Origin of the sequence: Xanthomonas campestris pv. phormiicola (assembly GCA_025666215.1) — a bacterium.
Taxonomy (GTDB): domain Bacteria; phylum Pseudomonadota; class Gammaproteobacteria; order Xanthomonadales; family Xanthomonadaceae; genus Xanthomonas_A; species Xanthomonas_A campestris_A.
On sequence record CP102593.1, the window covers coordinates 38886 to 60957 of the forward strand.

15 protein-coding genes are annotated in these 22072 nt (G+C 63.5%); 9 read left to right on the plus strand and 6 right to left on the minus strand.

The annotated features are described in order from the left end of the window. Positions 1 to 5: 5 nt before the first annotated feature. The 4 genes from lldR to NRY95_00195 all read right to left on the minus strand — a co-directional run bounded on the left by lldR (position 6) and on the right by NRY95_00195 (position 2883). Positions 6 to 869 (minus strand): transcriptional regulator LldR, encoded by an 864-nt coding sequence (gene lldR / locus NRY95_00180; protein UYC16442.1) that lies wholly within the window; start codon positions 867 to 869, stop codon positions 6 to 8. A gap of 102 nt (positions 870 to 971) precedes the next feature. Beyond that, the gene (locus NRY95_00185; protein ID UYC16443.1) at positions 972 to 1427 is read right to left on the minus strand and encodes a DUF2214 family protein; all 456 of its coding nucleotides are present in this window, start codon (positions 1425 to 1427) and stop codon (positions 972 to 974) included. 10 nt (positions 1428 to 1437) lie between these two features. Beyond that, on the minus strand, positions 1438 to 2007 hold the full coding sequence (locus NRY95_00190; GenBank protein ID UYC16444.1) for a phosphatidylethanolamine N-methyltransferase family protein: 570 nt from the start codon (positions 2005 to 2007) through the stop codon (positions 1438 to 1440). Positions 2008 to 2031: 24 nt separating this feature from the next. Next, complete coding sequence (locus NRY95_00195; protein UYC16445.1) at positions 2032 to 2883, minus strand: CPBP family intramembrane metalloprotease; 852 nt, start codon at positions 2881 to 2883, stop codon at positions 2032 to 2034. Between NRY95_00195 and NRY95_00200 the strand changes: the two genes are divergently transcribed. The 3 genes from NRY95_00200 to NRY95_00210 all read left to right on the plus strand — a co-directional run bounded on the left by NRY95_00200 (position 2882) and on the right by NRY95_00210 (position 6174). Further along, positions 2882 to 3985 (plus strand): sensor histidine kinase, encoded by a 1104-nt coding sequence (locus tag NRY95_00200; protein ID UYC16446.1) that lies wholly within the window; start codon positions 2882 to 2884, stop codon positions 3983 to 3985. The two genes, NRY95_00195 and NRY95_00200, sit on opposite strands and share 2 nt — an antisense overlap. Continuing rightward, a complete protein-coding gene (locus tag NRY95_00205) occupies positions 3982 to 4614 on the plus strand; it encodes a response regulator transcription factor (GenBank protein UYC16447.1) in 633 nt (210 codons plus the stop codon). The genes NRY95_00200 and NRY95_00205 overlap by 4 nt, the downstream gene beginning before the upstream one ends. Before the next feature lie 354 nt (positions 4615 to 4968). Then, on the plus strand, positions 4969 to 6174 hold the full coding sequence (locus NRY95_00210; GenBank protein UYC16448.1) for a trans-2-enoyl-CoA reductase family protein: 1206 nt from the start codon (positions 4969 to 4971) through the stop codon (positions 6172 to 6174). Positions 6175 to 6733: 559 nt separating this feature from the next. Here NRY95_00210 and NRY95_00215 read toward each other — a convergent pair. After that, entirely contained in the window at positions 6734 to 7756 is a 1023-nt protein-coding gene (locus tag NRY95_00215) for a sugar kinase (GenBank protein UYC16449.1), read from the minus strand. Positions 7757 to 8055: 299 nt separating this feature from the next. Between NRY95_00215 and NRY95_00220 the strand changes: the two genes are divergently transcribed. From NRY95_00220 to NRY95_00235, 4 genes are all read left to right on the plus strand, one after another. Beyond that, positions 8056 to 10827: a TonB-dependent receptor gene (locus NRY95_00220; protein ID UYC16450.1), complete on the plus strand. Its 2772-nt coding sequence runs from the start codon at positions 8056 to 8058 to the stop codon at positions 10825 to 10827. Positions 10828 to 11221: 394 nt separating this feature from the next. Next, positions 11222 to 15025 (plus strand): LamG domain-containing protein, encoded by a 3804-nt coding sequence (locus tag NRY95_00225; protein ID UYC16451.1) that lies wholly within the window; start codon positions 11222 to 11224, stop codon positions 15023 to 15025. Positions 15026 to 15173: 148 nt separating this feature from the next. Then, positions 15174 to 16274, plus strand: a complete 1101-nt coding sequence (locus NRY95_00230) for a type I restriction endonuclease (protein ID UYC16452.1) — start codon at positions 15174 to 15176, stop codon at positions 16272 to 16274. 706 nt (positions 16275 to 16980) lie between these two features. Then, entirely contained in the window at positions 16981 to 18522 is a 1542-nt protein-coding gene (locus tag NRY95_00235) for a hypothetical protein (GenBank protein ID UYC16453.1), read from the plus strand. A 57-nt stretch (positions 18523 to 18579) separates the two neighbouring features. Here the strand turns inward: NRY95_00235 and NRY95_00240 are convergent, their stop codons facing one another. Next, positions 18580 to 19869, minus strand: coding sequence for an IS4 family transposase (locus NRY95_00240; protein ID UYC16454.1), 1290 nt, complete (start codon positions 19867 to 19869; stop codon positions 18580 to 18582). Positions 19870 to 20186: 317 nt separating this feature from the next. On the opposite strand from NRY95_00240, the gene NRY95_00245 reads away from it, so the two are divergent. Together NRY95_00245 and NRY95_00250 are read left to right on the plus strand one after the other, a co-directional pair. After that, the gene (locus NRY95_00245) at positions 20187 to 20777 is read left to right on the plus strand and encodes a ComF family protein (GenBank protein UYC16455.1); all 591 of its coding nucleotides are present in this window, start codon (positions 20187 to 20189) and stop codon (positions 20775 to 20777) included. Positions 20778 to 20780: 3 nt separating this feature from the next. Beyond that, complete coding sequence (locus tag NRY95_00250; GenBank protein UYC16456.1) at positions 20781 to 21638, plus strand: XRE family transcriptional regulator; 858 nt, start codon at positions 20781 to 20783, stop codon at positions 21636 to 21638. The last annotated feature ends 434 nt before the right edge of the window (positions 21639 to 22072 follow it).

Below are 22072 nucleotides of genomic sequence, written 5' to 3' on the forward strand. Positions count from 1 at the left end.
GGTCGTCAGGGAGAGGAGGGCAGGCGCGAGGCGCGCGCACGGCGCGCCTCGTCCTCGTCGAGGCTGCGCAGCGAGGTGTGCACGAAGGCCAGGTGCGCATGCGCGGCATCGCGTGCGCGTTCCGGCTCGCCGGCCAGGATCGCGTCGCACAGCGCGCGGTGCTGCGCCAGCAGCGGCGCGAAGGTGCGCGGCGACTGGAACAGCTTGTGCCGGCTCTGCGAGATGTTGGTCTGCAGCAGGTCGAACAGGCCGCGCATCACCTGCAGCAGCACGCGGTTGTGCGCGGCCTCGGCAATGGCCAGGTGGAAGTCGGCGTCGGCGCGCGCCTCGGCGGCCGCATCGCCCTGCGCATGCGCCTGCAGCATCGCCTCGAACGCAGCGGCGATGCGCGCGCGGTCGGCGTCGGTGGCGCGCAGCGCGGCATGCCAGGCGGTGGCGCCTTCCAGCGCATGGCGGGTCTCCAGCACGTCGAAGCGGTATTCCGGATCGCCCTGCAGCAGCGGCAGGAACGGTTGCAGCGGCGCCACCACCCGCTCTTCGGGCGTGTGCGGCCGCTGCACGTAGGTGCCGCCGCCGGCGCGCGCGCGCAGCAGCCCCTGGCTGGCGAGCTGGGCGATGGCCTCGCGCAATGCGGTGCGCGAGACGCCCAGTTCCAGCGCCAGGGTGCGCTCGGCCGGCAGGCGCTGTTCCGGCTGCAGCCCGCGTTGCGCGATCAGCGCACGCAGCTGCGCGGCGACGCGATCGCTGAGCCGGCCGCCGCCGGGCGTGGCCGCGGTCGCGGTCGCCTCGGGCACTGCATCGCGGGGGCCGCCGCTTGCCGCCGGCCGGGCCGGCGTGCCGCTTGTCGCGGATGCGGATGAATTGGTCATACCAATGTCTTCGGGCGGCACGCCGGGGTGGTCATTAGATCGCCGTGCGTTCCGCAAAGTCAATTGCAGAAGGGAGGAGGCGTCCGATTTTGGTCGTACCAATCACAGCATCCCGTAACGCGCCATCGTCGCAGCCAGCACGAACACCAGCCCCAGTAGGCCCAGTTCGGCGCAGACGAGGCGGTACAGCGCGGCCACCTGCACCGGCGGCGGCACGAACCCCGGCTGCAGGCGGCTCTGGCGGCGCCAGCGCAGCAGACGCAGCGTGGGCAGCAGCGACAGCAGCCCGATTGTCGCGAACACGCCCAGCTTGGCCCAGAACCAGGGGTTGTGCAGGTAGTAGTCCGGGCCCTTGAGTCCGTAGCGCACGCGCAGGCCGCCGACGATCAGGATCAGCAGCGCCGCCACCCCGTACGCGGCGTCCGCGCGCAGCAGCCGCGCCAGTCGCAGCGCATGCGGCGGTTCGCGCAGCAGCGTCCATTCGATCACCAGCGCTGCGCTCAGCAGCAGCAAGGCCAGGTGGTGCAGCACCGCGAGCAGCAGGTCGAGCGCGCCCATCGACCGCACCTCACCAGACGAACGGCAGCAGCCGCCAGCTGTGCGCGGCGTAGTCGGGGTACTCGCGCGGGAACGCCTGGGTCAGCGCGGCTTCCTCCACGCGGATGCGGCGCAGGAATGCCCAGGTCACCGGCAGCACGATCACCAGCAGCGACAGCACGTTGCCCAGGCCGACCGCCAGTCCATAGAACGCCAGCAGCGCGCCGGTGTAGGAAGGGTGGCGCAGATAGCGGTACGGCCCATGGCGGATCAGCCGGTGGTCGTCCTGGATGGTCACGTCCACCGTGAACCAGCGCGCCAGCACCCGGATCGCCCACAGCCGCAGCGCCAGCCCGCCGGCCAGCAGCGCGCAGCCCAGCCAGCGCGCCGGCTCCTGCAGCGCCGGCGCATAACGCCACACGCCGACGAAGGCCAGCAGCACGCCCACCGCCACCGCTGCGTACAGCACGCGCCACAGCAGCTGCAGCGTGCCCTGGTCGCGCGCGCCTCCATCGGCCGCGCGGCGGCGGTGGCTGAGCAGCAGTTCGTAGACGCCCCAGGCCAGATTGAGCGCGATGAACAGCGTATCGGGAAGATGCATGGCATGACTCCGTGGATGGATGGATCAGGAAGAATGCGGAAGGACGGCCAGCACGGCGGATAGGATCAGCAGCCAGTGAACGACGATGTTGGGCCATAGGCGGCCACTGACGATGAACTGCAGGCACAGTGCCAGGCCCCATAGGAAAAACCACCAGAACTGGTCGATCGACTTGAGCCCGTGCTGGAACACGAAGGCCAGCGTGGCCACGCCGCTGGAAACCCAGGCACCCAGTCCCCGGCTGCGCAGCGCCTGCAGTGCGAAGCCGCGGTAGACGAGTTCCTCGCACAGGCCGCCGAGCAACGCCATGCAGATGAACACCATGCGGCTGGCGGTGCTCTGCGGCGCCAGGTTGGCCAGGTCGGAAAGCTTGGCCGGATCGACCGCGCCGGTGAGTCGGAGCGCGAATTCGACCGTTGCCACCAGGCACAGCGCGAACAGCAGGTAGCCGCCGATCAGGGCGACGCTGCCCCGCCGGCCGAACCCATAGCCAAGATCGCGCCAGTGCCAGCCGCTGGCACGCAACACGCAGCGAAGCAGCAGGAGTTGCGCGGCATACCAGAGCGTCACCAGGATCCAGAACAGGCTCTGGAAATCCAGGCCATGCGCCAGGACCACGGGTCGGGCGAGCAAAAGCAGCGACAGCAAGGTGGAGCCCAGCGGCAGGCCGAGCAACAGGCCCAGCAGATAGCGCATCGGCATCGGGGAAGGCGGGTTAGGGCGGGTCATGGCGGCGTCCATGCGGTGGTCGTTCAAGTCTGGCCGTCCGCGCCGCTGCCGACAGCAGCCGCTGGTCATCGATCCGACATGCCGGAAGTCACTTTCTGCGCTGGCCCCATTGCCGGCCAGGTGGCGCGCGGTCAGCATGCGCGGCATGAACGGTTTCCTGCGCGAGCTCCTCGAACCCAAGCGCCTGGCGGCGCTGGTTACCGTGGCGACCGTCCTGTGGTCGTTCCAGCTGGAGCCGCAGGCGCCGGCCGCCTGGCGCTGGACCGCGATCGGGGTGTTCGCCCTGCCGCTGCTGTTGAGCGGGACCGTCCTGTCGCCACCGCGCCTGCGCGACGTCCTCGTCTGGCTGCAGGCAGGTGCTGCGCTGGCCCTGGTGTGGATGGAACCGCGCGCCGGCACCGCGCCGGTATTGCTGGTGGTTGTGGTCGCGCGCGTGGCGTTGGTGTGGGAGCCGCGTCGGGTGCTGCTGATGGTGCTGCTGGTCAACCTCGGTACGTTCCTGGTGCTGCACGAGGCCGGATTCCGGCGTGCGCTGGCGGTGACCCTGATCTACGCCGGCTTCCACGCCTTCGCCGCGCTGACCGCGCACTACGCGCGCACCACCGAACTCGCCCGCGAAGCGCTGGCCCGGGTCAACGCCGACCTGCTGGCCACGCGCGCGCTGCTGGCCGACAGCGCCCGCGACGCCGAACGCCTGCGCCTGGCGCGCGAGCTGCACGACGTGGCCGGGCACAAGCTGACCGCGATGCGGATCAACCTGCGCCTGCTGCTGGCCGATCCGGACCTGGCGCGGCGCGAGGAACTCGGCGTGGTCGAGCGCCTGTCCGGCGAGCTGCTGGCCGATATCCGCAACGTGGTGCAGTCGCTGCGCGACGACCGCGGCCTGGACCTGGAGACTGCGCTGCGCGCGCTGGCCGCACCGTTCCCGCGGCCGCAATTGCGGCTGCAGATCGCACCGGACGTGCGCATCACCGATCCGCAGCTGGCCGAGACCCTGCTGCGGCTGGTGCAGGAAGCGCTGACCAACGCCGCCCGGCATGCCGATGCCGATGAGGTACAGATACGTCTGCATCATGAGGATGGGCAATTGCGCGTGGACATCGAGGACGACGGCCGCCGTGCCGAGCGTATCCAGGAAGGCAACGGCATCGCCGGCATGCGTGAGCGCCTGGCCGCGTTGCGCGGCCGGCTCGAGCTGGGCCGCACGCCGCTGGGCGGCATGCAACTGACCGCGCGACTGCCGCTGTGAGCGGCTTGCGCATCGCCCTGGCCGACGACCAGATCCTGGTGCGCGCCGGCCTGCGCGCCTTGCTGCAGACCCAGGGCATCGTCGTGGCCTGCGAGGCCGACGACGGCGAAGCGCTGCTGGCCGCGCTGGCGGCCACGCCGGTGGACGTGGTGCTCAGCGACATCCGCATGCCCGGGCTGGACGGCATCCAGGCGCTGCAACGGCTGCGCGCGCGCGGCGACGCCACCCCGGTGCTGCTGCTGACCACCTTCGACGACGCCGACCTGCTGCTGCGCGCCACCGACGCCGGCGCGCAGGGCTTCCTGCTCAAGGACGCCGCACCGGAGGACCTGCGCGATGCGATCGTGCGCGTGGCCGCGGGCGAGACCCTGCTGCAGCCGGTCAGCACCGACCCGGTCCGCGCGCGCTACCGCTACCGCGACGAGGACGCGCCGCGCGACACCTTCAACGAACGCGAAGTGGCGATCCTGCGCCTGCTCGCCGGCGGCTATTCGAACAAGGAGATCGCGCGCAGCCTGTTCCTGGCCGAGGGCACGGTGAAGAACTACGTGTCCACGATCCTGGACAAGCTCGGCACCCGCGACCGCACCCGCGCGGTGCTCAAGGCGATCACGCTGCGGGTCATCTGAGCGGGCGGACACGGCACGCGTGTCGCGAGGCCGGCGGTGGATGCAGTCGCGACTGAAGTCGCTCCCACAATGAAGCCGAGGGCTGCGGTATTCCGGCAGCGAACGTCGCCCCTTGTGGGAGCGACTTCAGTCGCGACGCGCAGACCCGCAACGGCTGCAGCCAAAGCGGCATGCCAGGAACACGTTCCACCGATCGGCCGTGCCAGTCCAGCGTCCAGCCTCACAGATCCGCACTAGGACAGCCGCCGCATGCCGCGCCATGTCCATACCATGCCGTCTGCTGCACTCGGCCCTTCTGCGCACGCCGCGCAGACATTAAGATGCCGCGGGGCATCTTGCCGAGAGGACACCACGTTGATCATCCACCCGAAAGTTCGCGGCTTCATCTGCACCACCACGCATCCGCTCGGCTGCGAGCGCAACGTGCTCGAGCAGATCGAGGCCACGCGCGCGCGCGGCGTGCGCAGCGACGGCCCGAAGAAAGTGCTGGTGATCGGCGCCTCCAGCGGCTACGGCCTGGCCTCGCGCATCACCGCCGCGTTCGGCTTCGGCGCCGACACGCTGGGCGTGTTCTTCGAAAAGCCGGGCAGCGACAAGAAGGCCGGCACCGCCGGCTGGTACAACTCGGCTGCGTTCGACAAATTCGCCAAGGCGCAGGGCCTGTACAGCAAGTCGATCAACGGCGACGCCTTCTCCGACGAAGCGCGCGCGCAGGTGATCGAACTGATCAAGACCGAGATGGGCGGCCAGGTCGACCTGGTCGTGTATTCGCTGGCCTCGCCGGTGCGCAAGCTGCCCGGCAGCGGCGAAGTGAAGCGCTCGGCGCTCAAGCCGATTGGCCAGACCTACACCGCCACTGCGATCGACACCAACAAGGACGCGATCATCGAGGCCTCGATCGAGCCGGCCACCGAGCAGGAGATCGAAGACACCGTCACCGTGATGGGCGGCCAGGACTGGGAACTGTGGATCGACGCGCTGGCCGCCGCCGGCGTGCTCGCGCCGGGCGCGCGCAGCGTGGCCTTCAGCTACATCGGCACCGAGATCACCTGGCCGATCTACTGGCACGGCGCGCTGGGCAAGGCCAAGGTGGACCTGGACCAGACCGCGCAGCGCCTGCATGCGCGCCTGCAGCAAAGCGGCGGCAGCGCCAACGTGGCGGTGCTCAAGTCGGTGGTGACCCAGGCCAGCGCGGCGATCCCGGTGATGCCGCTGTACATCTCCATGGTCTACAAGATCATGAAGGAAAAGGGCCTGCACGAAGGCACCATCGACCAGCTCGACCGCCTGTTCCGCGAGCGCATGTACCGCGCAGACGGCCAGGTGCCGGCCACCGACGAGCAGAACCGCCTGCGCCTGGACGACTGGGAACTGCGCGACGACGTGCAGGACGCCTGCAAGGCGCTGTGGCCGCAGGTCACCACCGAGAACCTGTTCCAGCTCACCGACTACGCCGGCTACAAACACGAATTCCTCAAGCTGTTCGGCTTCGAGCGTAAGGACGTGGACTACGACGCCGACGTGGATCCGGACGTGCGGTTCGATTGCATCGAGCTGTAGGGAGCCGGGATTGGGGATTGGGGATTGGGGATTCGGGATTGGAAAACGGCAGGCAGTGATGCCGGCCGTTTTCTTTGAGCTCCACGCGTCGCGACTGAAGTCGCTCCCACAAACTGAAGTCGCTCCCACAAACAGCGCCGGCCGCCGCGGAGACCGCGCGGGTTGCCACTGTGGGAGCGACTTCAGTCGCGACGCGGAAAACCAAGGCCGCCGCTGCGCCGAGCATTGCAGGAAGGTCCGCAGCGACTGCTCAATGGAAGCCGCCCGGCAGCTGAAGCGTGTCGCTGCTCGCGGCTGGAGCCGCGGGGATTCGGGATTGGGGATTGGGGATGCGTGATGGCGTCGATGCCGTGTTTTCCATGGGCGTCTTGGCATTGCGACCGCTTCATTTTCCTGTCGCGGCTGAAGCCACTCCTAAAGGGAACAGCGCGCGCGCTTTTTTGTAGACGGCTTCAGCCGCGACAGAAAAACGAATCGCCAGCAACGCCCACCCACTCGCAAAAACGCCGCAACCAACGCTCTTACGAATCCCGAATCCCGAATCCCCACTCCCGGCTTTTCACCGCTTCACATCGAACCGCGACGTCCCCACGCAGGCCTGCACGTCGGCTTCGCCCAGCGGATGGAAGTCGCCCGGCACCGAGTGCTTCAGGCAGCCGGCGGCCAGGCCGAAGCGGATCGTGGCGGTGTCGTCCCAGCCCTGGCTCAGGCCGTGCAGCACGCCCGCGGCGAACGCATCGCCGCCGCCGATGCGGTCGACGATGCCGGTCAGCTCCTCGCTCGGGACCTGCGCCACCGAGCCATCGCGGCGCAGCAGCATCGCGCCCAGGCTGTGGTGGTCCACGCTGTGCGCCACGCGCTGGGTGCAGGCCATCGCCTGCAGCTGCGGGAACGCGGCGAAGGCGTCGCGCGCGCCGGCTTCCACCCGCGCCTGCGCGCTGTCCTGCGGATACTGGTGGCCCAGCACCACGCCCAGGTCGCGGTAGTCGGCGAACAGCACGTCGGCCTGCGCCAGCAGCTGGCGCAGGATGCCCGGCGCGTCGCCGTTCCAGGCCTCCCACAGCTTGGGCCGGTAGTTGCCGTCGAACGACACGCGCACGCCGAGCGCGCGTGCGCTGCGCGCCGCCGCCAGCGCTGCGGCCGCGCCGCGTTCGCCCAGCGCCGGGGTCACCCCGGACAGGTGCAGCCACTGCGCACCCTGCAGCAGCGCCGGCCAGTCGTAGGCGTCCGCCTCCGCCAGCGCGAACGCCGAGCCGGCGCGGTCGTAGGTGACTTCGCTGGGGCGGTGCCCGGCGCCGGTGGTCAGGAAGTACAGGCCCATGCGCCCCGGCACGACGCGCACGCCGCGGGTGTCCACGCCGTGGCGGCGCAGCTCGCCGGCGGCCGCCTCGCCCAGCGGGTTGTCCGGCAGCACGCTGACCATCGCCACGTCGTGGCCGAAATGCGCCAGCGCCACGCCGACATTGGCCTCGGCGCCGCCCACATGCACGTCCAGCCGTGGCGACTGCAACAGACGTTCGTGGCCGGGGGCGCCCAGGCGCAGCAAGAGTTCGCCGAAGCAGACGATGCGGGAGGCGGTCATGGCGGAGAGGATCCTGATCGGTCGAAGCGGGGGCCCAGCATGCCGGGAACGACGGCCCCGGCCAAGTCCATTGACTATCGGTGTCATTTTTCGCAGACGCCAACGCGCCATCGCCGCAGCGGCTGCGCCAGGCCAGCCACGGCTTTGTGCCGAAATCGCACAAATCGGCTGCGTTTTCTGTTGCGCTGCAAGATGCCGCAATGTTTCGCAACTGTTAACGTCGGTTTTGACTAGCGGTGTCATCCGCGGCAACACCCCGAAATATCATGCAGTTCATGTAACCCTTGGGAGGGGAGGACATGCAATCTCGTACCGAACGCCGGAAGACACCGGTTACCTTGCTCGCATTCTCGATCGGTCTGGCCCTGCACGCCGGCGTGGTCCAGGCGCAGGACGTTCCCGCGCAGGATCCTGCCCCCGCCCCCGGCTCCAGCGAAACGGCCACCCAGCTCGACACGGTCACCGTCACCGGCTACCGCGCCAGCGTGGAGAAGGCGCTGGACCTCAAGCGCGGCGAGACCGGCATGGTCGACGCCATCGTGGCCGAGGACATCGCCGACTTCCCCGACCTCAACCTGGCCGAATCGCTGCAGCGCATCCCCGGCGTGGTCATCACCCGCGATGCCGGCGAAGGCCGCAACATCTCGGTGCGCGGCCTGGGCCCGGACTTCACCCGGGTACGGGTCAACGGCATGGAAGCGCTGACCACGGTCGGCGGCTCGGACCAGTCCGGCGGTTCCAACCGCAGCCGCGGCTTCGACTTCAACGTGTTCGCCTCGGACCTGTTCACCCAGCTGGTGGTGCGCAAGACCGCCTCGGCCGACGTCGAGGAAGGCTCGCTCGGCGCCACCGTGGACCTGAAGACCGCGCGCCCGTTCGACTACGACGGCTTCACCCTGGCCGCCAGCGGCCAGGCCGGCTACAACGACATGGCCGACAAGGCCGACCCGCGCCTGGCCGGGCTGATCGCCAACACCTGGGCCGACGGCACCTTCGGCGCGCTGCTGTCGGTGGCGTATTCGGAGCGGCAGATCCTGGAAGAAGGCAGCAACAGCGGGCGCTGGGCCAACGGCCCGAGCAACGGCAACTTCAGCGCCGCCTCGCCGTTCGCCGCCGCGCGCCGCGCCGACGTGTTCCACCCGCGTTTCCCGCGCTACACGCTGATGGAGCACGAGCAGAAGCGCACCGGCGTGACCGGCTCGCTGCAGTGGAAGCCGGGCAAGAACACCGAGTTCTCGCTGGACGGCCTGTACTCCAAGATCGATGCCAAGCGCACCGAGAAATACATCGAGGCGATCTCCTTCAGCCGCGGCGCCTCGCAGGGCGGCAAGCCGCAGACCATCGTCAAGAACGGCTACATCGACCCCAGCACCGGCGCGCTGCTGTACGGCGAGTTCGACGACGTCGACATCCGCTCCGAGCAGCGCTACGACGAGTGGAATACCGTGTTCAAGCAGCTCACCCTCAACGGCGAGCACAAGTTCAGCGACTCCTTCAAGATCGACGGCCAGATCGGTACCTCCAGCTCCAAGCACGAGAACCCGATCCAGACCACCATCATCATGGACAAGCTCAACGTCGACGGCTATTCGTACGACTACCGCGGCAACAGCCGTTCGCCGGTGTTCGACTACGGCGTGGATCCCACCGACGGCAGCGGCTGGACCCTGGCCGAGATCCGCCTGCGTCCGCAGTACGTGGAAAACACCTTCGACACCGGCAGCCTGAACTTCGAGTGGACCCTGGGCCCGGGCTTCAGCCTGCGCGGCGGCGTGCTGGCCAAGGACTACACCTTCAAGACCAAGGAACTGCGCCGCGCCTCGGAAGTGGCGGTGCCGACCTTCGCCAACGGCACCCGCATCGTGCCGGTCAACATGACCGAACTGGCCAACCTCGGCGGCATCAGCGGCAACCCCAGCAGCTGGGTGGTGCCGGACCTGGACGCGGTGGCCAATGCGCTGGACATCTACAGCGGCACCGGCACCTTCGCCCTGGCCGAGCGCGCGGTGAACACGCGCAGCGTCGAGGAGAAGGACCGCGGCGCCTGGTTGATGGGCCAGTTCGGTTTCGACATCGGCCCGGTGCCGGTCAACGGCAACCTCGGCGTGCGCTACGTCAAGACCAAGCAGGAATCCACCGGCTACGCCACCGTCGGCAGCGCGCTGGTGCAGACCACGGTCAACCGCGAATACAACGACACGCTGCCCTCGCTGAACCTGGTCGCCGAACTTTCGCCCGACTTCCTGGTGCGCTTCGGCGCAGCCAAGGTGATGTCGCGGCCGGGCCTGGGCAGCCTGACCCCGGGCGTCACCGTCAACGTTTCCGGCGGTGCGCGCACCGTCAGCGGCGGCAACCCGGACCTGGAGCCGATCCGCGCCAAGACCGCCGACCTGGGCGTCGAGTGGTATTTCCAGGAAGGCGCGATGCTGGGCCTGGCGGTGTTCTACAAGGACATCGACAGCTTCGTGCAGACCACCCGCGTGACCCAGCCGTATTCGGCCAGCGGCCTGCCGGCCAGCCTGCTCGAAGGCACCGGCGCCAGCGTCACCGACGACTTCGTGTTCAGCGTGCCGCTCAACACGCCCGGCGGCGACCTGAAGGGTGCCGAGTTCAACTACACCCAGCCCTTCAGCTTCCTGCCGGGCAAGTGGAGCAACCTCGGCCTGCAGCTGAACTACACCTACGTCGATTCGAAGATCCAGTACCTGACCTCGACCGGCGCCGCTTCGCTGGAAACCGACCTGACCGGCCTGTCCAAGAACTCGTACAACGGCACCCTGTTCTACGAAGGCGAGCAGCTCAGCGCGCGCGTGTCCTACACCCATCGCGACAAGTACCTGACCCAGGTCCCGGCCACCGAGACCGGCTTCGACGTGCACGGCATGACCGCGGTCAACACGGTGGACGCCTCGATCAGCTGGAAGATCGACGACCACCTGGAGCTGAGCCTGGAAGGCATCAACCTGACCAACGAACCGTCCGACGAATGGGTCGGCTCGACCTCGCAGCTGCCGTTGCAGTACAGCGAGACCGGCCGCCAGTACCTGCTCGGCGTGCGCTACAAGTTCTGAAGTCTGCGCCCGCCGGTGTCGCGCCCAGGACGCGGCACCGGCAGCGCGCCGCTGCCTGCATACTCGCCGCACCGGGGGGTAGGGAGGATCGCCATGCGGCGGCACGCGCGCACGGCGATCGCAAAGGAGCGACATGAAACAGGCAATCCGCCGCCGCGCCACGCGCGCTGCAGCCCGCGCCATCGGCGCCATGACCCCATTGTGGGAGCGACTTCAGTCGCGACGGGCCTTACCGGCAAAACCCATCGCAGCCGAAACCGCCCCTTGCAGGAGCGGCTTCAGCCGCGATAGACACCCATTACCCCGCGACCCCACGCCGCACGCGCGCTGCTCCTCACGGACAGGTCAAACCTCCCCCAACCCCGGCAATCGCCTCCTGGCCCACTGCCTGGCCATGCTGTCCTGCCTGGCACTCCCGGCCTTCGCCGCATCCGCCACCGCCCACGACCTCCTGTTCCGCGTCTCCGCCGACCAAGGCTTCGACGCCGACATCGCCCAAGGCGACCCCACACCCAACTTCCGCGACAAGGTCGCCCTGGTCCCCACCGGCGTAAAGGGCAACGCCATCGAATGGGCCGACGACGGCGTGCTCGCCTGGAACGCCCCCGGCAACCTCTACACCCAGCGCGGCACCCTGTCCTTCTTCTGGCGTTCGCGCTATCCGGTCGGCGAAGCCCCGTTCGTGATCTTCCGCGTCGGCTACGCCGACCACAGCAGCTGGGACATGGCCTGGCTGCGCATCGACTGGAACGGCCACGGCTTCGACGCCTTCGTCACCGACGCCAACCTGGCGCGCACCCGCGTGTCGTTCACCCTCGACAAGAATCCATCCGCCAGCGCCTGGACCCACCTCGCCTTCGCCTGGGACGAAACCCGCGGCGTGCGCCTGTACGTGGACGGCAAGGAAGCCGCGCGCGCCGACTGCGCGCAGGCCTGCGCCGACGGCGGCTCGCTCGACTTCGACGCCGCCCTCGACCAACTCGGCCTGGCCGGGCGGGTGATGGCCCCGCACCAGGTGCAGAGCCGCTACAACTTCCTGCGCGGCAGCGACTTCGACGAGATCCGCGTCTACGACCGCATGCTCGACGCGGCCGGCGCCGCCGCCCTGGCGCGCCAGCAGGAACCGCGCAGCGCCGAACCGTTGCCCGAGCCCGCCGCGCGCAACGCCTGGCTGCATCGTTTCGGCTGGGACCACGGCCACGCACCGCCCGCGCTGGACGTGCCGTCCACCCGCATCCGCAAGGTCGAATTCGCCGACGCCAAGGACCTCAAGCAGTGGATGTGGAAGGCCACCGACGGCATCGCCGAGACCACCTGGCCCGGCGTCTACAACCGCTCGCGCCTGCCCGGCCGCGACGACTACTTCCAGCTGCCCGACTGGAACGTCTACGTCGAAGGCGGCAAGGCGCTGGACCTCATCCTGCCCGACGAACCGTTCAACCGCATCGAACTGCGCGGTGCCGCCTACGGCCAGGCCAGCTACGCCGCCGCCGGTGCTGCGCCCGCGCCGCTGTTCCAACGCACGCAAGGCACCGTGCGCAGCATCGACCAGTTCGAGCGCCGCCGCGGCGGCCACCTGCGCTTCGCCAACACCGCGCAGGAAACCCCGATCCAGGAAATCTGGGCCTACGACGTCGGCGCCGGCGCACCGCCGTCCGACCCCAGCGCCACGCTCAGCTACACCGTGCGCAGCGACATCGCGCCCGACTACGCCAACCTCGCCACGCTGCGCGGCTACATCGCCGGCCGCTACCCGCCGGCCGAACGCAGCACCGTGGTCGCGCTGCCGAGCAAGGCGCCGACGCGCAAGCGCAGCGACGAAAAATCCGCCGCGCCGTCGCTGCCGATCGTGCACGTGCTGATCCCCTCCAGCCTCGGCGACGCCCCGCCGGACCAACCGCTGATGCGCAGCTGGTCCTACGGTTGGGAGAACATGCACGACGGCCTGGACGGCATCGCCATCGAGCTGCCGGCGCTGGACCTGCCCGCCACCCACGACGGCCTGATCCCGCTCAACCTCCGCATCAAGGACCCGATCTGGCCGGCGCGCGACATGCTCGACGTGTCGGTGTCGGTCAAGCCCGGCCAGGCGCGCACGCTGTGGCTGGATCTGCGCGATCGCATCCTGAGCAACGACAGCCTGATGCTCAGCATCGCCTCCGCCGCGCCCGGCTTCGACGCACGCGCGCTGGACGGCGCGCAACTGCGCCTGTTGTTCAAGCCGCGCGAGCAGGCCAAGGCCGAACACATCGCCGACCGCTTCAACCAGGTCAAGGACAACTGGGGCTTCCTGGTCGAGGAGCACACCACCTCCAAGCGCCAGTTGCTGTACGCGCGCCTGGATGCCGACATCGGCGACCTGCTGCGCGTGGACCCTGACAACGCACTCGGCCGCGAATACTGGAACGACATCAGCTACGGCAACCAGGGCGCGTTGCCGGTGGACCTGCCCACCCCGCCCAAGGGCGTGCCGGCCTGGGCGTTCTGGCAGCTGGAAGACCTCAAGGCCACGCGCCGCTACATCAACTGGTGGATCGACCAGCGCCAGGTGGCCTACGGCGATTTCGGCGGCGGCATCTCCGACGATTCCGACCTCACCCAGCAATGGCCCGGCGTCGCCCTGATGGGCGTGGACCCGGACAAGCTCACCGCCTCGCTCACCGCGCTGTCCGACGCCAACTACCGCAACGGCATGTTCACCGACGGCCTGTCCACCATCGAGACCGACGAACTGCATGCCTACGAGGAAGGCATCAACCTCAACAGCGCCATGCTCTACCTCAATTGGGGCGACCCGCTGACGGTGGAGCGGCTGATGCGCACGGTGAAGGCCTTCGACACCATCATCCAGGTCAACCCGCAAGGCCACCTGCTGTTCGCCAGCAACTGGTTCGGCGGGCGCAAGGTCTACCGCGAGCCGAACTGGCAGTGGCAGAAACCCTACTCGTTCCCGATCCTGCACCCGGCCATGCTGCTCGGCGGCTACAACGCCGACCCCAACAGCCGCCGCATCGTCACCGGCCTGGCCGACGGCTACCTGGCCTACGCCTACACCGATGCCAAGGGCCACTGGGCGCTGCCCAACGAGATCAACTGGACCACCGGCAAGACCCGCGGCGGCAACCTGTTCGAAGGCAGCGGCGGCGCCGACACCCTGCACACCTTCTGGGCCGCCTGGCGCTGGACCGGCGAGGCACGCTACCTCAAGCCCATCGACTACCGCGTGGCCAACGCCGGTCCGGCCGGCCTGTCGCTGCTCAACGAAAACTTCCTCGACCTGCTCGGCAAGCGCGACAGCTGGGGCGCCGACCTGGCCAAGGCCGCCGCCAAACCTGATGCCGTCCCCGACTTCGCCCACCACGCCGCCTGGGAAGCCAGCGGCGACACCGCCTGGCTGGAAGCCCTGTACCGCGCCGAGACCCGCGACAAACGGCAGAGCTTCTACATGAACACCGAAGGCCACTGGTGGAGCGACCGCGTCGAATCGCCCACCGTGAACCTGCAGCGCGCCCGCCTGGGCGGCGTGGCCCTCAAGCGCAACCAGACCTACCCCGGCCACACCGTCAGCTGGCGCTTCGCCGACCCCGAAGGCGCCGTGCACGTCGCCCTGCTGCTGCCCAAGCCGCGGCAGGACCGCTTTACCGTCATTGGCTACAACACCGGTGGCAAGGCGCAACGAGCGCAGATGACCGGCTGGAACGTCGCCGCCGGGCAATGGCGCATGCGCTCGGGCCTCGATCGCGATGGCGATGGGCGCATCGACGGCAAGCCCGCGACGCGCGAATTCGCGTTCGAGAAGAGCGGGGCGGTGGACGTGGAATTCCCGGCCGGCAAGACGGTGGTGATGGAGTTCGAACTCATCGCGCCTGCCGCGGTGCCGGTCGAGCAGCGGCCAGATTTGGGAATTGGGCGTGGCGATGTGCGGGTGACGGGCGATGCCATCGAGGTCATGGTGCATAGCCTGGGCCATGTGGATGCGCCGGCTGGGTTCGTGGTGCTGGAAGACGCGAGTGGCCGGGAAGTGGCGCGGGCGGCGTTTGCTGGGTTGGAGGCACCGCGGGATTTGGAGCCGAGCACTGTAACTGTCCGGTTGGAGCTATCGGCTGGCGGTAACGGCAAGGGTGCACGCTTTCGGATCGTTACCGATGGCGAAGTGGACGAGGTAACGATGCGCAATAACGCGATGGATTTGCACTAATTAAGCAGGCAATAAACCAGTGGTAACCCCTCTGATAATGGAGGAACGTTAGCCAGGAAAGCGGTTCTAGACAGAATCCACATTTGTCTCCCCGCGACGCGTTGCGTCGTGCTACAACGGGTCGTCAATTCGGGGGGAAGGGACATCCATGGACTTTGTTGACCAGCTGCGCCTGCTTGCGGCGCGCATCGTTAGTACGCGCGCGATGATTCAGACAGAAGAGGCCACCAAGAACGCAATGGTGATGCCTTTGATCCAGATCCTTGGATACAACGTCTTCGATCCGCTCGAAGTCACGCCAGAAATCGTTGCCGATATCGGCACCAAGAAAGGCGAGAAGGTCGACTACGCCATCTTGCGCGACGGTAAGCCAATCATCCTGTTCGAATGCAAAAAGGCAGGCGGTGACCTAAGCATCAATCATGCGGCGCAACTCTTTCGCTACTTCCATGTGACCGAAGCGCGCTTTGGCGTGCTCACCAATGGATTGCTCTATCGGTTCTTCACCGACCTGGAGCAGCCCAACAAGATGGACGAAAAGCCATTCTTTGAGTTCAACATCCTCGACTTCAAGGAACGCGACGTCGAAGAGCTCAAGAAGTTCGCGAAGACCGCATTCGATCTGGACGCAATACTCAACACGGCAAACGAACTGAAGTACACGCGCGCCATTCAAACGCGTCTTGCCGAATGGATGGCACAACCATCAGAAGAATTCGTCCGGCTCGTGTCGTCCGATCTCATCGGTGCACGCAGGTTCACCCCAGCGGTGCGGGACCAGTTCACGTTGATTACCCGCCGCGCCTTCGACCAGCTCGTTGGCGAGAAGATCAATGAGCGACTGAAGGGGGCGATGTCGCCGGAATCCCTATCGGTTCCCGATCTGGTCCAAGTATCGGCACCCACCACCGTAGAGCCGCCGACGCAGCCAACCGCGATAGAGCCACCATCAATAACGACTCAGGAAGAAATCGAAGGCTTCCATATCGTGCGTGCAATCGTGCGCGACCTTGTCAGTACCAAACGTGTTGTCATGAGAGATGCGATGAGCTACTGCGCGATCCTTCTCGATGACAATAATAGAAAGCCGATTTGCCGGCTGCGCTTCAATAATTTAGAAAAGCTGAAGATTGGGTTGTTTAATCAGAACAAGGAAGAAGAGATCGTCAGCATCGAATCGTCGGACGACATTTACAACCATTCTGAGCAAATAAGAGCAATGATATCTTCATATTTGCCAAGAAAATAGCCCTAAACTAGTGAAGTGATGAGGGTGCTATTACTTCTTGCCATGCCGCGCTTAGGTGATTTTCTGATATTTTATATAAATAGGAGGTCATAAATGGTAATCAAAAGGATACATCCTCCTAAACCTCCTAAACCTCCTAAACCTCCGGAAAGATTGCAAAACATGCAAACGTTGCGGCCACTCGGCAAGACCAAGTGGGTTCGCGCACATTGGCGTTGGGACTACTCCGCACACAATTGGGAGTGGGTACTTGGTCACTGGAGCAAGTAAGGATTGTGCGCAATAGTTATCACATAGCAGCTTTAGACGCAGTCGAGCCAGCGTCCAAAGATCGTTTCCCTTTCAAAAAGATGCCAGAAAAATATCTACTTGAAATCGATATTTCCTCTGGTCCATTTATTGTCCATCAAAACCTAGGGGATATTTCATGGCGGATCAAAACATTTCCGTTTCCGGTCCAGTCAAAGTTGTCTCGGATTCTCCACAACGAGTTGCTTTGGAACTTGCAGAAAAAATTAACAAATATGTGGATGTCAACACGGCACGTACAACAGAGTATTGGCTCACTCTATACTCTCAATGTCTTAAGGCAGCTAACGGATGGGATGTCGAAAAAATTCTCAAACAAAATTAAATCTAAAATCCATTAAAGCCGCACCTGCCTCGCGGGTCGACTTAATTCCGGTTTAGGCCACGGAGAACGAAGGTGCAAGACATTACAGAGTGGTTCCCCGATTTTAAGGTTTCCGCTGAGACAGACGATGAGCTTATGGACTATTTCCTCAAGACTCCAACTGTTGAGAGGATCGTTCACGAAAATAGATGGATGATTATCGGGCGCAAAGGAACAGGAAAGACGGCCGTATATGAGTATTTCCGAAAGTCTCCGCCCAGCGCAATTGGTGGATATTCGTCGGTTGCACTGAGCTTTAGAGACTATCCATGGCCAATCCATCGCCTTTACCGAGAAGCAATGGAGTCGGAAATCTCTTCATATCAGAAGAGTTGGCGCTACATTGTCCTAACGAAGGTACTGTCTACACTTATCTCCGATTCGGAACTTAAAGGAAAGCTTCCGAAAGATTTGGCAAATGCAAAAAAGCTAATGAATAAGCTGTATGGCAATCCTGACCCATCCTTGCTTGAGATTATAAAATCAAAGATTTATCGGATTAAAAAAATAGATCTTCCGGGCGCGGATACAACACTTGTATCAGGGCAACTGGGTGGGCTTGAGTTTGAGGATGTTGCAGAAAATGAACAGCTGCAACGAGCTCTGCGTAGCAATGCATTTCAGTTGCTCGAATATTTTGAGTCAACTCTTAAGCGCTATATTAGTGGCAACCGCTATATGATAATAATTGACCAGCTTGATGAGAACTGGTTAGAGTCAGAGATTGCAGAATATTCAAAAGCGATTGTGAATCTCCTTCTCGCGGCCCAAAGTATTAACAACAGTCCAGACTATCGGAACAATCTGCGCATCGTTGTGTTTCTTAGAAGAGATATTTACGAAACACTCAAATTTAATGACAAGAATAAGATCTATCAGGATGGTGCATTAGAGATAAAATGGGCGCATGATGATCTGGATGAGATGATCTCTGAAAGAATTCGGAGACGAGCTCCGGCTGAGTTGAAACTTGATCATACATTACGCTCTGCCGCAATCTTCGAAAACAAGACAGTCCGGCATGGTGCTACTCCACTAAAGCATATATTGCGCAGATCCTTCTATCGACCACGTGACGTGATCGTTTACTTGAACAAGCTTCGTGAAGCTCATGATTCAAGCACAAAATCAATATATAAATCATCCGATCTTTATAAGGCTGAGGCTGCAGTTTCTAATTCGATGTATGACGAGCTCATCGATGAATGGGCTGCCCAAATTCCTCAATTTACGGGATATCTAGAGGCGCTGCAAAATATCGGCTTCGAAATATTTACCTTTGATCAATATTTTGAGTCGATTAAGTCAATTTTCTCAACCGCGACGAAGACAAATACCCAGGAAATTTTGCGGTTCTTGTTTGAAAATTCAATTATTGGCCAAAAAGCATCTGTCAATTGGGAGTATGCATGCACCAATCCCAATATCCAGATCGACTTCTCGAAGCCTTTCCATGTTAACAATGGACTCAAGTCTCGTCTGGTGCTCACTGAGAACCGCGAAAGGCGCAAGAAGATAACTAAGTCTGTCACCAAGGCTTCTTCAAGTCGCAAACGAACGAGGCCTATTAAGTAATTTAGTTTAAAAATTTCAAGGCGGAGCCGTCTTGCGACATTTTAACTGGGTGATAGGTCAGATTGATTGCAAAACAGGGGTCAGAGTGCACTTTTCTTGGAAAGTCCACTCTGACCCTGAGGTTTCCCCACTTTTCCATGTTACGAACCGCATGTTCTGACTGGCCTCCGGTGACAGCTGACGTAGCGCGTGAAGCATGGCGTGGAGCGGTCGTTCCAACCATCCTCGCTGTAAGGCTTCCTGACCCAATCGCACCAGGCAGTAGAGCCTGCGTGCGGTCGGGTAAGGGTTGAGCTTGTCCTGTGCCTCGATCGCTTCGGCCGCCATGCCTGCCAGCCAGGACACGAACATCGCCAATGCGTGCAGCAGCAACACCGTCTCGATCCGCTCGCGCTTGCGAGTCAGGCTGTCCTCGAAGGCCTGGCCGTAGCGATGCGATTTCAGATCGCGGAACCCGAGTTCGATCTGCATCCGCCGGCGATAGATCGCCACCACCTGCCCGGCGCTGACGTGAGCCATCTCCTTGCACGCCATCAACAACCAGGGTTCGGCCTCGCGCTGTGCATGCTGCCGGCTTTGCTTGCCGCGGCGGCGCTCGCCCTTGAGCGTCGTGTGCCGCCGTCCCCGCGGCCTATCCGCATGCAGGACCAGGCGCGCCTGAATCGGCTCGTTGCGCACCACGTCGAACACGCCCAGATCGCGTGACTTGCCCGTCATGGTCAACGCGTACAGAGCGCGGCACGGTACCCACTGATCGGCCTGGTCGGGGATCTCGATAGGTTTGACCTGGGTGCGATGCCGCAGGCGCGTGATCCACTGCCATCCCAGCCGCTCCACCGTCCGGCACCACGGCGCCCGGAAGCCTGCGTCGGTGATCAGGATCGGACGGCTGTGCTCGGGCAACAGTGTTTTGAGGCGTTCAAGGAAGCGACGCTCTGCCTTTGGCGACGCCAGTTCCCGTTCCGGGAACACCTGCTCCAGCAACGTCAAGGTTCGTCCGCCCACTGGCACCGCGGCGCGCAACAGATGCCAGCGGCCATCGCCCTTCAAGCGGCACCAATCGACCGCGATCACCGGCGTGGGCGAGCGCACCAGCCAGCGCACCATGCCGCCATACAGGCGCTCACGTTCGGCGTGCAAGCGTGGGTTGCTCAGCAACCGATCCAGTCGCTTCAGCGGCGCACGGATACGTTCGGCGTCCAACCAGCTGCGGGCCAGATCGATCAGCACCAGGCGGCGACCCGCCAGCAGCGACTCGACCGCCAGCAGCAGCGTCTGCCGGCGTAGTGCATGCATCGGCGACAGTGCCGACTCCAGGCATCTTTGCAATACTTGGCTCGCGCGCATGGTCTGCGATCCTCATTGGTGTGGTAACCGCGAAGATCGCGCCATGCGCGCGCTTTTGCAAACCAAAGCCGCTGCAAACTCTTGATTGCTAAGAACTAAAGCTGGGGAAACCTCAGGGTCAGAGTAGAGTTTCCTTCACAGAACAAGGAATTGGAAAACTTTGCTCTTTGCAAAAGTTATCTTTGGAGCAGTTGCATGCGCTGGAGCAAAAGCTTCTTGAACTGTAAACTTGCACGCAAATACAAAATTTTGTATATTCTTTCGGGGCGTGATAGTCATGCCACTGGAAGACATGACCACATCAAGGAAGGCCAAGCATGGAAGTCCAGGTTAGGAAACTCTCAGGCAGTTGGGATCTAGGGTATGCCCTGCACAAACACACTCTTTCGAGCATCTACATTGGGGATGATGAGTGGGGACACCCTCGCTTCGACAATACCCGCTCCGAACCCGGAGAAGCCCTCTATCAGCTCAAATATCGAAGCGATTGGGGACAGGTCGAACCGCTGGCGGCGCAGGTGCAAGCCACGCTGCTGCCCTTGTTCGGAAAAATCGGCTTGATCGTCCCAATGCCGGCATCGACCGTGCGCGCCAAGCAGCCGGTGAACGAGCTGGCCTACGCGCTCGGTCGGCTGACAGGAATACCAGTGTTTGACAAGATGGTTGCCAAAACGCCGGCCCCGCCTAATAGTACGCCACTCAAGAACATGCACACTAGGGCAGAAAAGGATGCCGCGCTGGTTGGTCGGTTTAGCATCGACCAGCGCATCACGAACGAAGGGCGCTGGAACGCCCTGCTTCTCGATGACCTGTTCGATACCGGCGCGACTATGGAAGCAGTGTGTCAGGTGCTCCGGACCTATCGAAAAATTAATCATATATATGCGGCCGTAATCACTTGGAAATAGACCATGACAACTGTATTTATCGCCGGGTCAATATCCATTAGCCGCCTCCATGAGAAGGTGCAGGAGCGGATCAATAACATTATTTCGTCTGATCTCAATGTCGTTGTCGGCGACGCCGATGGCGCCGACACGTCCATACAGCAATGCCTCCGCGATTACCACGCTACCAAGGTCACGGTTTACTGTACGGGCGACAATCCCCGGAACAATGTGGCTGATTGGCCGGTGCATCGAGTCCGCTCGAAGGCACGCGCCGGAAGCCGTGCTTTCTTCACCGCGAAAGATTTGGAGATGGCCCGGAGTAGCGACTATGGGCTGATGGTTTGGGACTGCAAAAGCACTGGCACACTCAGCAACGTCATTGAGTTACTGAAGGAAAAGAAGAAATCCGTCGTCTTCGTCAACAAAAATAAAGAGTTCGTTACGATTGCCGACAAGGTTAGCCTAGAAAATCTTCTGCATTTTATGTCGGAGCACGCGCGCGCCAAAGCTGAAGAAAAAATTGGCCTCTTGGGGAAGCTCGCTGAGCTGAACCAGGAACAATTTTCCCTCGATATTTCGTGTGATGGTCAGCCCTCGGCAGCACAAGCAGATCAAGGCGATAGTGCAGCCGAAACCATCACAGAGGATGCGGAACAAACCGAAAGCATGAAGCTGCGCTTTGAACTTATGGCTGAACTCAAGGAATACATCTATCGCGAACATCTGAACCAATCGCAAGCCGCCAAGGTGTTTGGCGTGACTCAGCCGAGGATCTCCGACCTAACAAGGGGCAAGGTCGATTTGTTTGGTTTGGACGCACTTGTGAATATGGCCTCAACAGCCGGCCTGCGTGTCGAAATGCGCGTGCGCCCTATATGATCTCGTGGCGAAAAAGGTGGCCAATAAAGGTGGGGCGAATAGGTTTGCTGACCCGATACTGGAGTCAGGTTAAGTTAGTCGTTCCTGAAGCGAAATAGAGATGCCGGAGGAATGAATCTCCTGACCCCAATCCTCCAAGATGGCAGACAACATGCACGCAATCTTCGTCTTCGTGGCCCTAATCACCCTGCTTTTTCCGGCATTTGCACTCGCACATCCTGGCGGTCTGAACGCCGAAGGTTGCCACAATGACCGGAAGACCGGCGATTACCACTGCCACCGAGGTGGCGCTTCTGGCTCTAGCAATTCTACTGTCCCTCGGCAGAGCTTCTCCGCCCCAGCCCGGGTCGGTGGCAATACTCGGCCGTTTGCCAACTGCACCGAAGCTCGGGCAGCCGGTGCTGCACCCGTCCGCCGGGGCGATCCAGGGTACG

Excerpts from the sequence above, each read along its gene's own strand:
- lldR (UYC16442.1), bottom strand. The coding sequence starts at position 869 with ATGACCAATTCATCCGCATCCGCGACAAGCGGCACGCCGGCCCGGCCG.
- NRY95_00185 (UYC16443.1), bottom strand. The coding sequence starts at position 1,427 with ATGGGCGCGCTCGACCTGCTGCTCGCGGTGCTGCACCACCTGGCCTTG.
- NRY95_00190 (UYC16444.1), bottom strand. The coding sequence starts at position 2,007 with ATGCATCTTCCCGATACGCTGTTCATCGCGCTCAATCTGGCCTGGGGC.
- NRY95_00200 (UYC16446.1), top strand. The coding sequence starts at position 2,882 with ATGAACGGTTTCCTGCGCGAGCTCCTCGAACCCAAGCGCCTGGCGGCG.
- NRY95_00195 (UYC16445.1), bottom strand. The coding sequence starts at position 2,883 with ATGCCGCGCATGCTGACCGCGCGCCACCTGGCCGGCAATGGGGCCAGC.
- NRY95_00215 (UYC16449.1), bottom strand. The coding sequence starts at position 7,756 with ATGACCGCCTCCCGCATCGTCTGCTTCGGCGAACTCTTGCTGCGCCTG.
- NRY95_00220 (UYC16450.1), top strand. The coding sequence starts at position 8,056 with ATGCAATCTCGTACCGAACGCCGGAAGACACCGGTTACCTTGCTCGCA.
- NRY95_00225 (UYC16451.1), top strand. The coding sequence starts at position 11,222 with ATGCTGTCCTGCCTGGCACTCCCGGCCTTCGCCGCATCCGCCACCGCC.
- NRY95_00230 (UYC16452.1), top strand. The coding sequence starts at position 15,174 with ATGGACTTTGTTGACCAGCTGCGCCTGCTTGCGGCGCGCATCGTTAGT.
- NRY95_00240 (UYC16454.1), bottom strand. The coding sequence starts at position 19,869 with ATGCGCGCGAGCCAAGTATTGCAAAGATGCCTGGAGTCGGCACTGTCG.
- NRY95_00245 (UYC16455.1), top strand. The coding sequence starts at position 20,187 with ATGGAAGTCCAGGTTAGGAAACTCTCAGGCAGTTGGGATCTAGGGTAT.
- NRY95_00250 (UYC16456.1), top strand. The coding sequence starts at position 20,781 with ATGACAACTGTATTTATCGCCGGGTCAATATCCATTAGCCGCCTCCAT.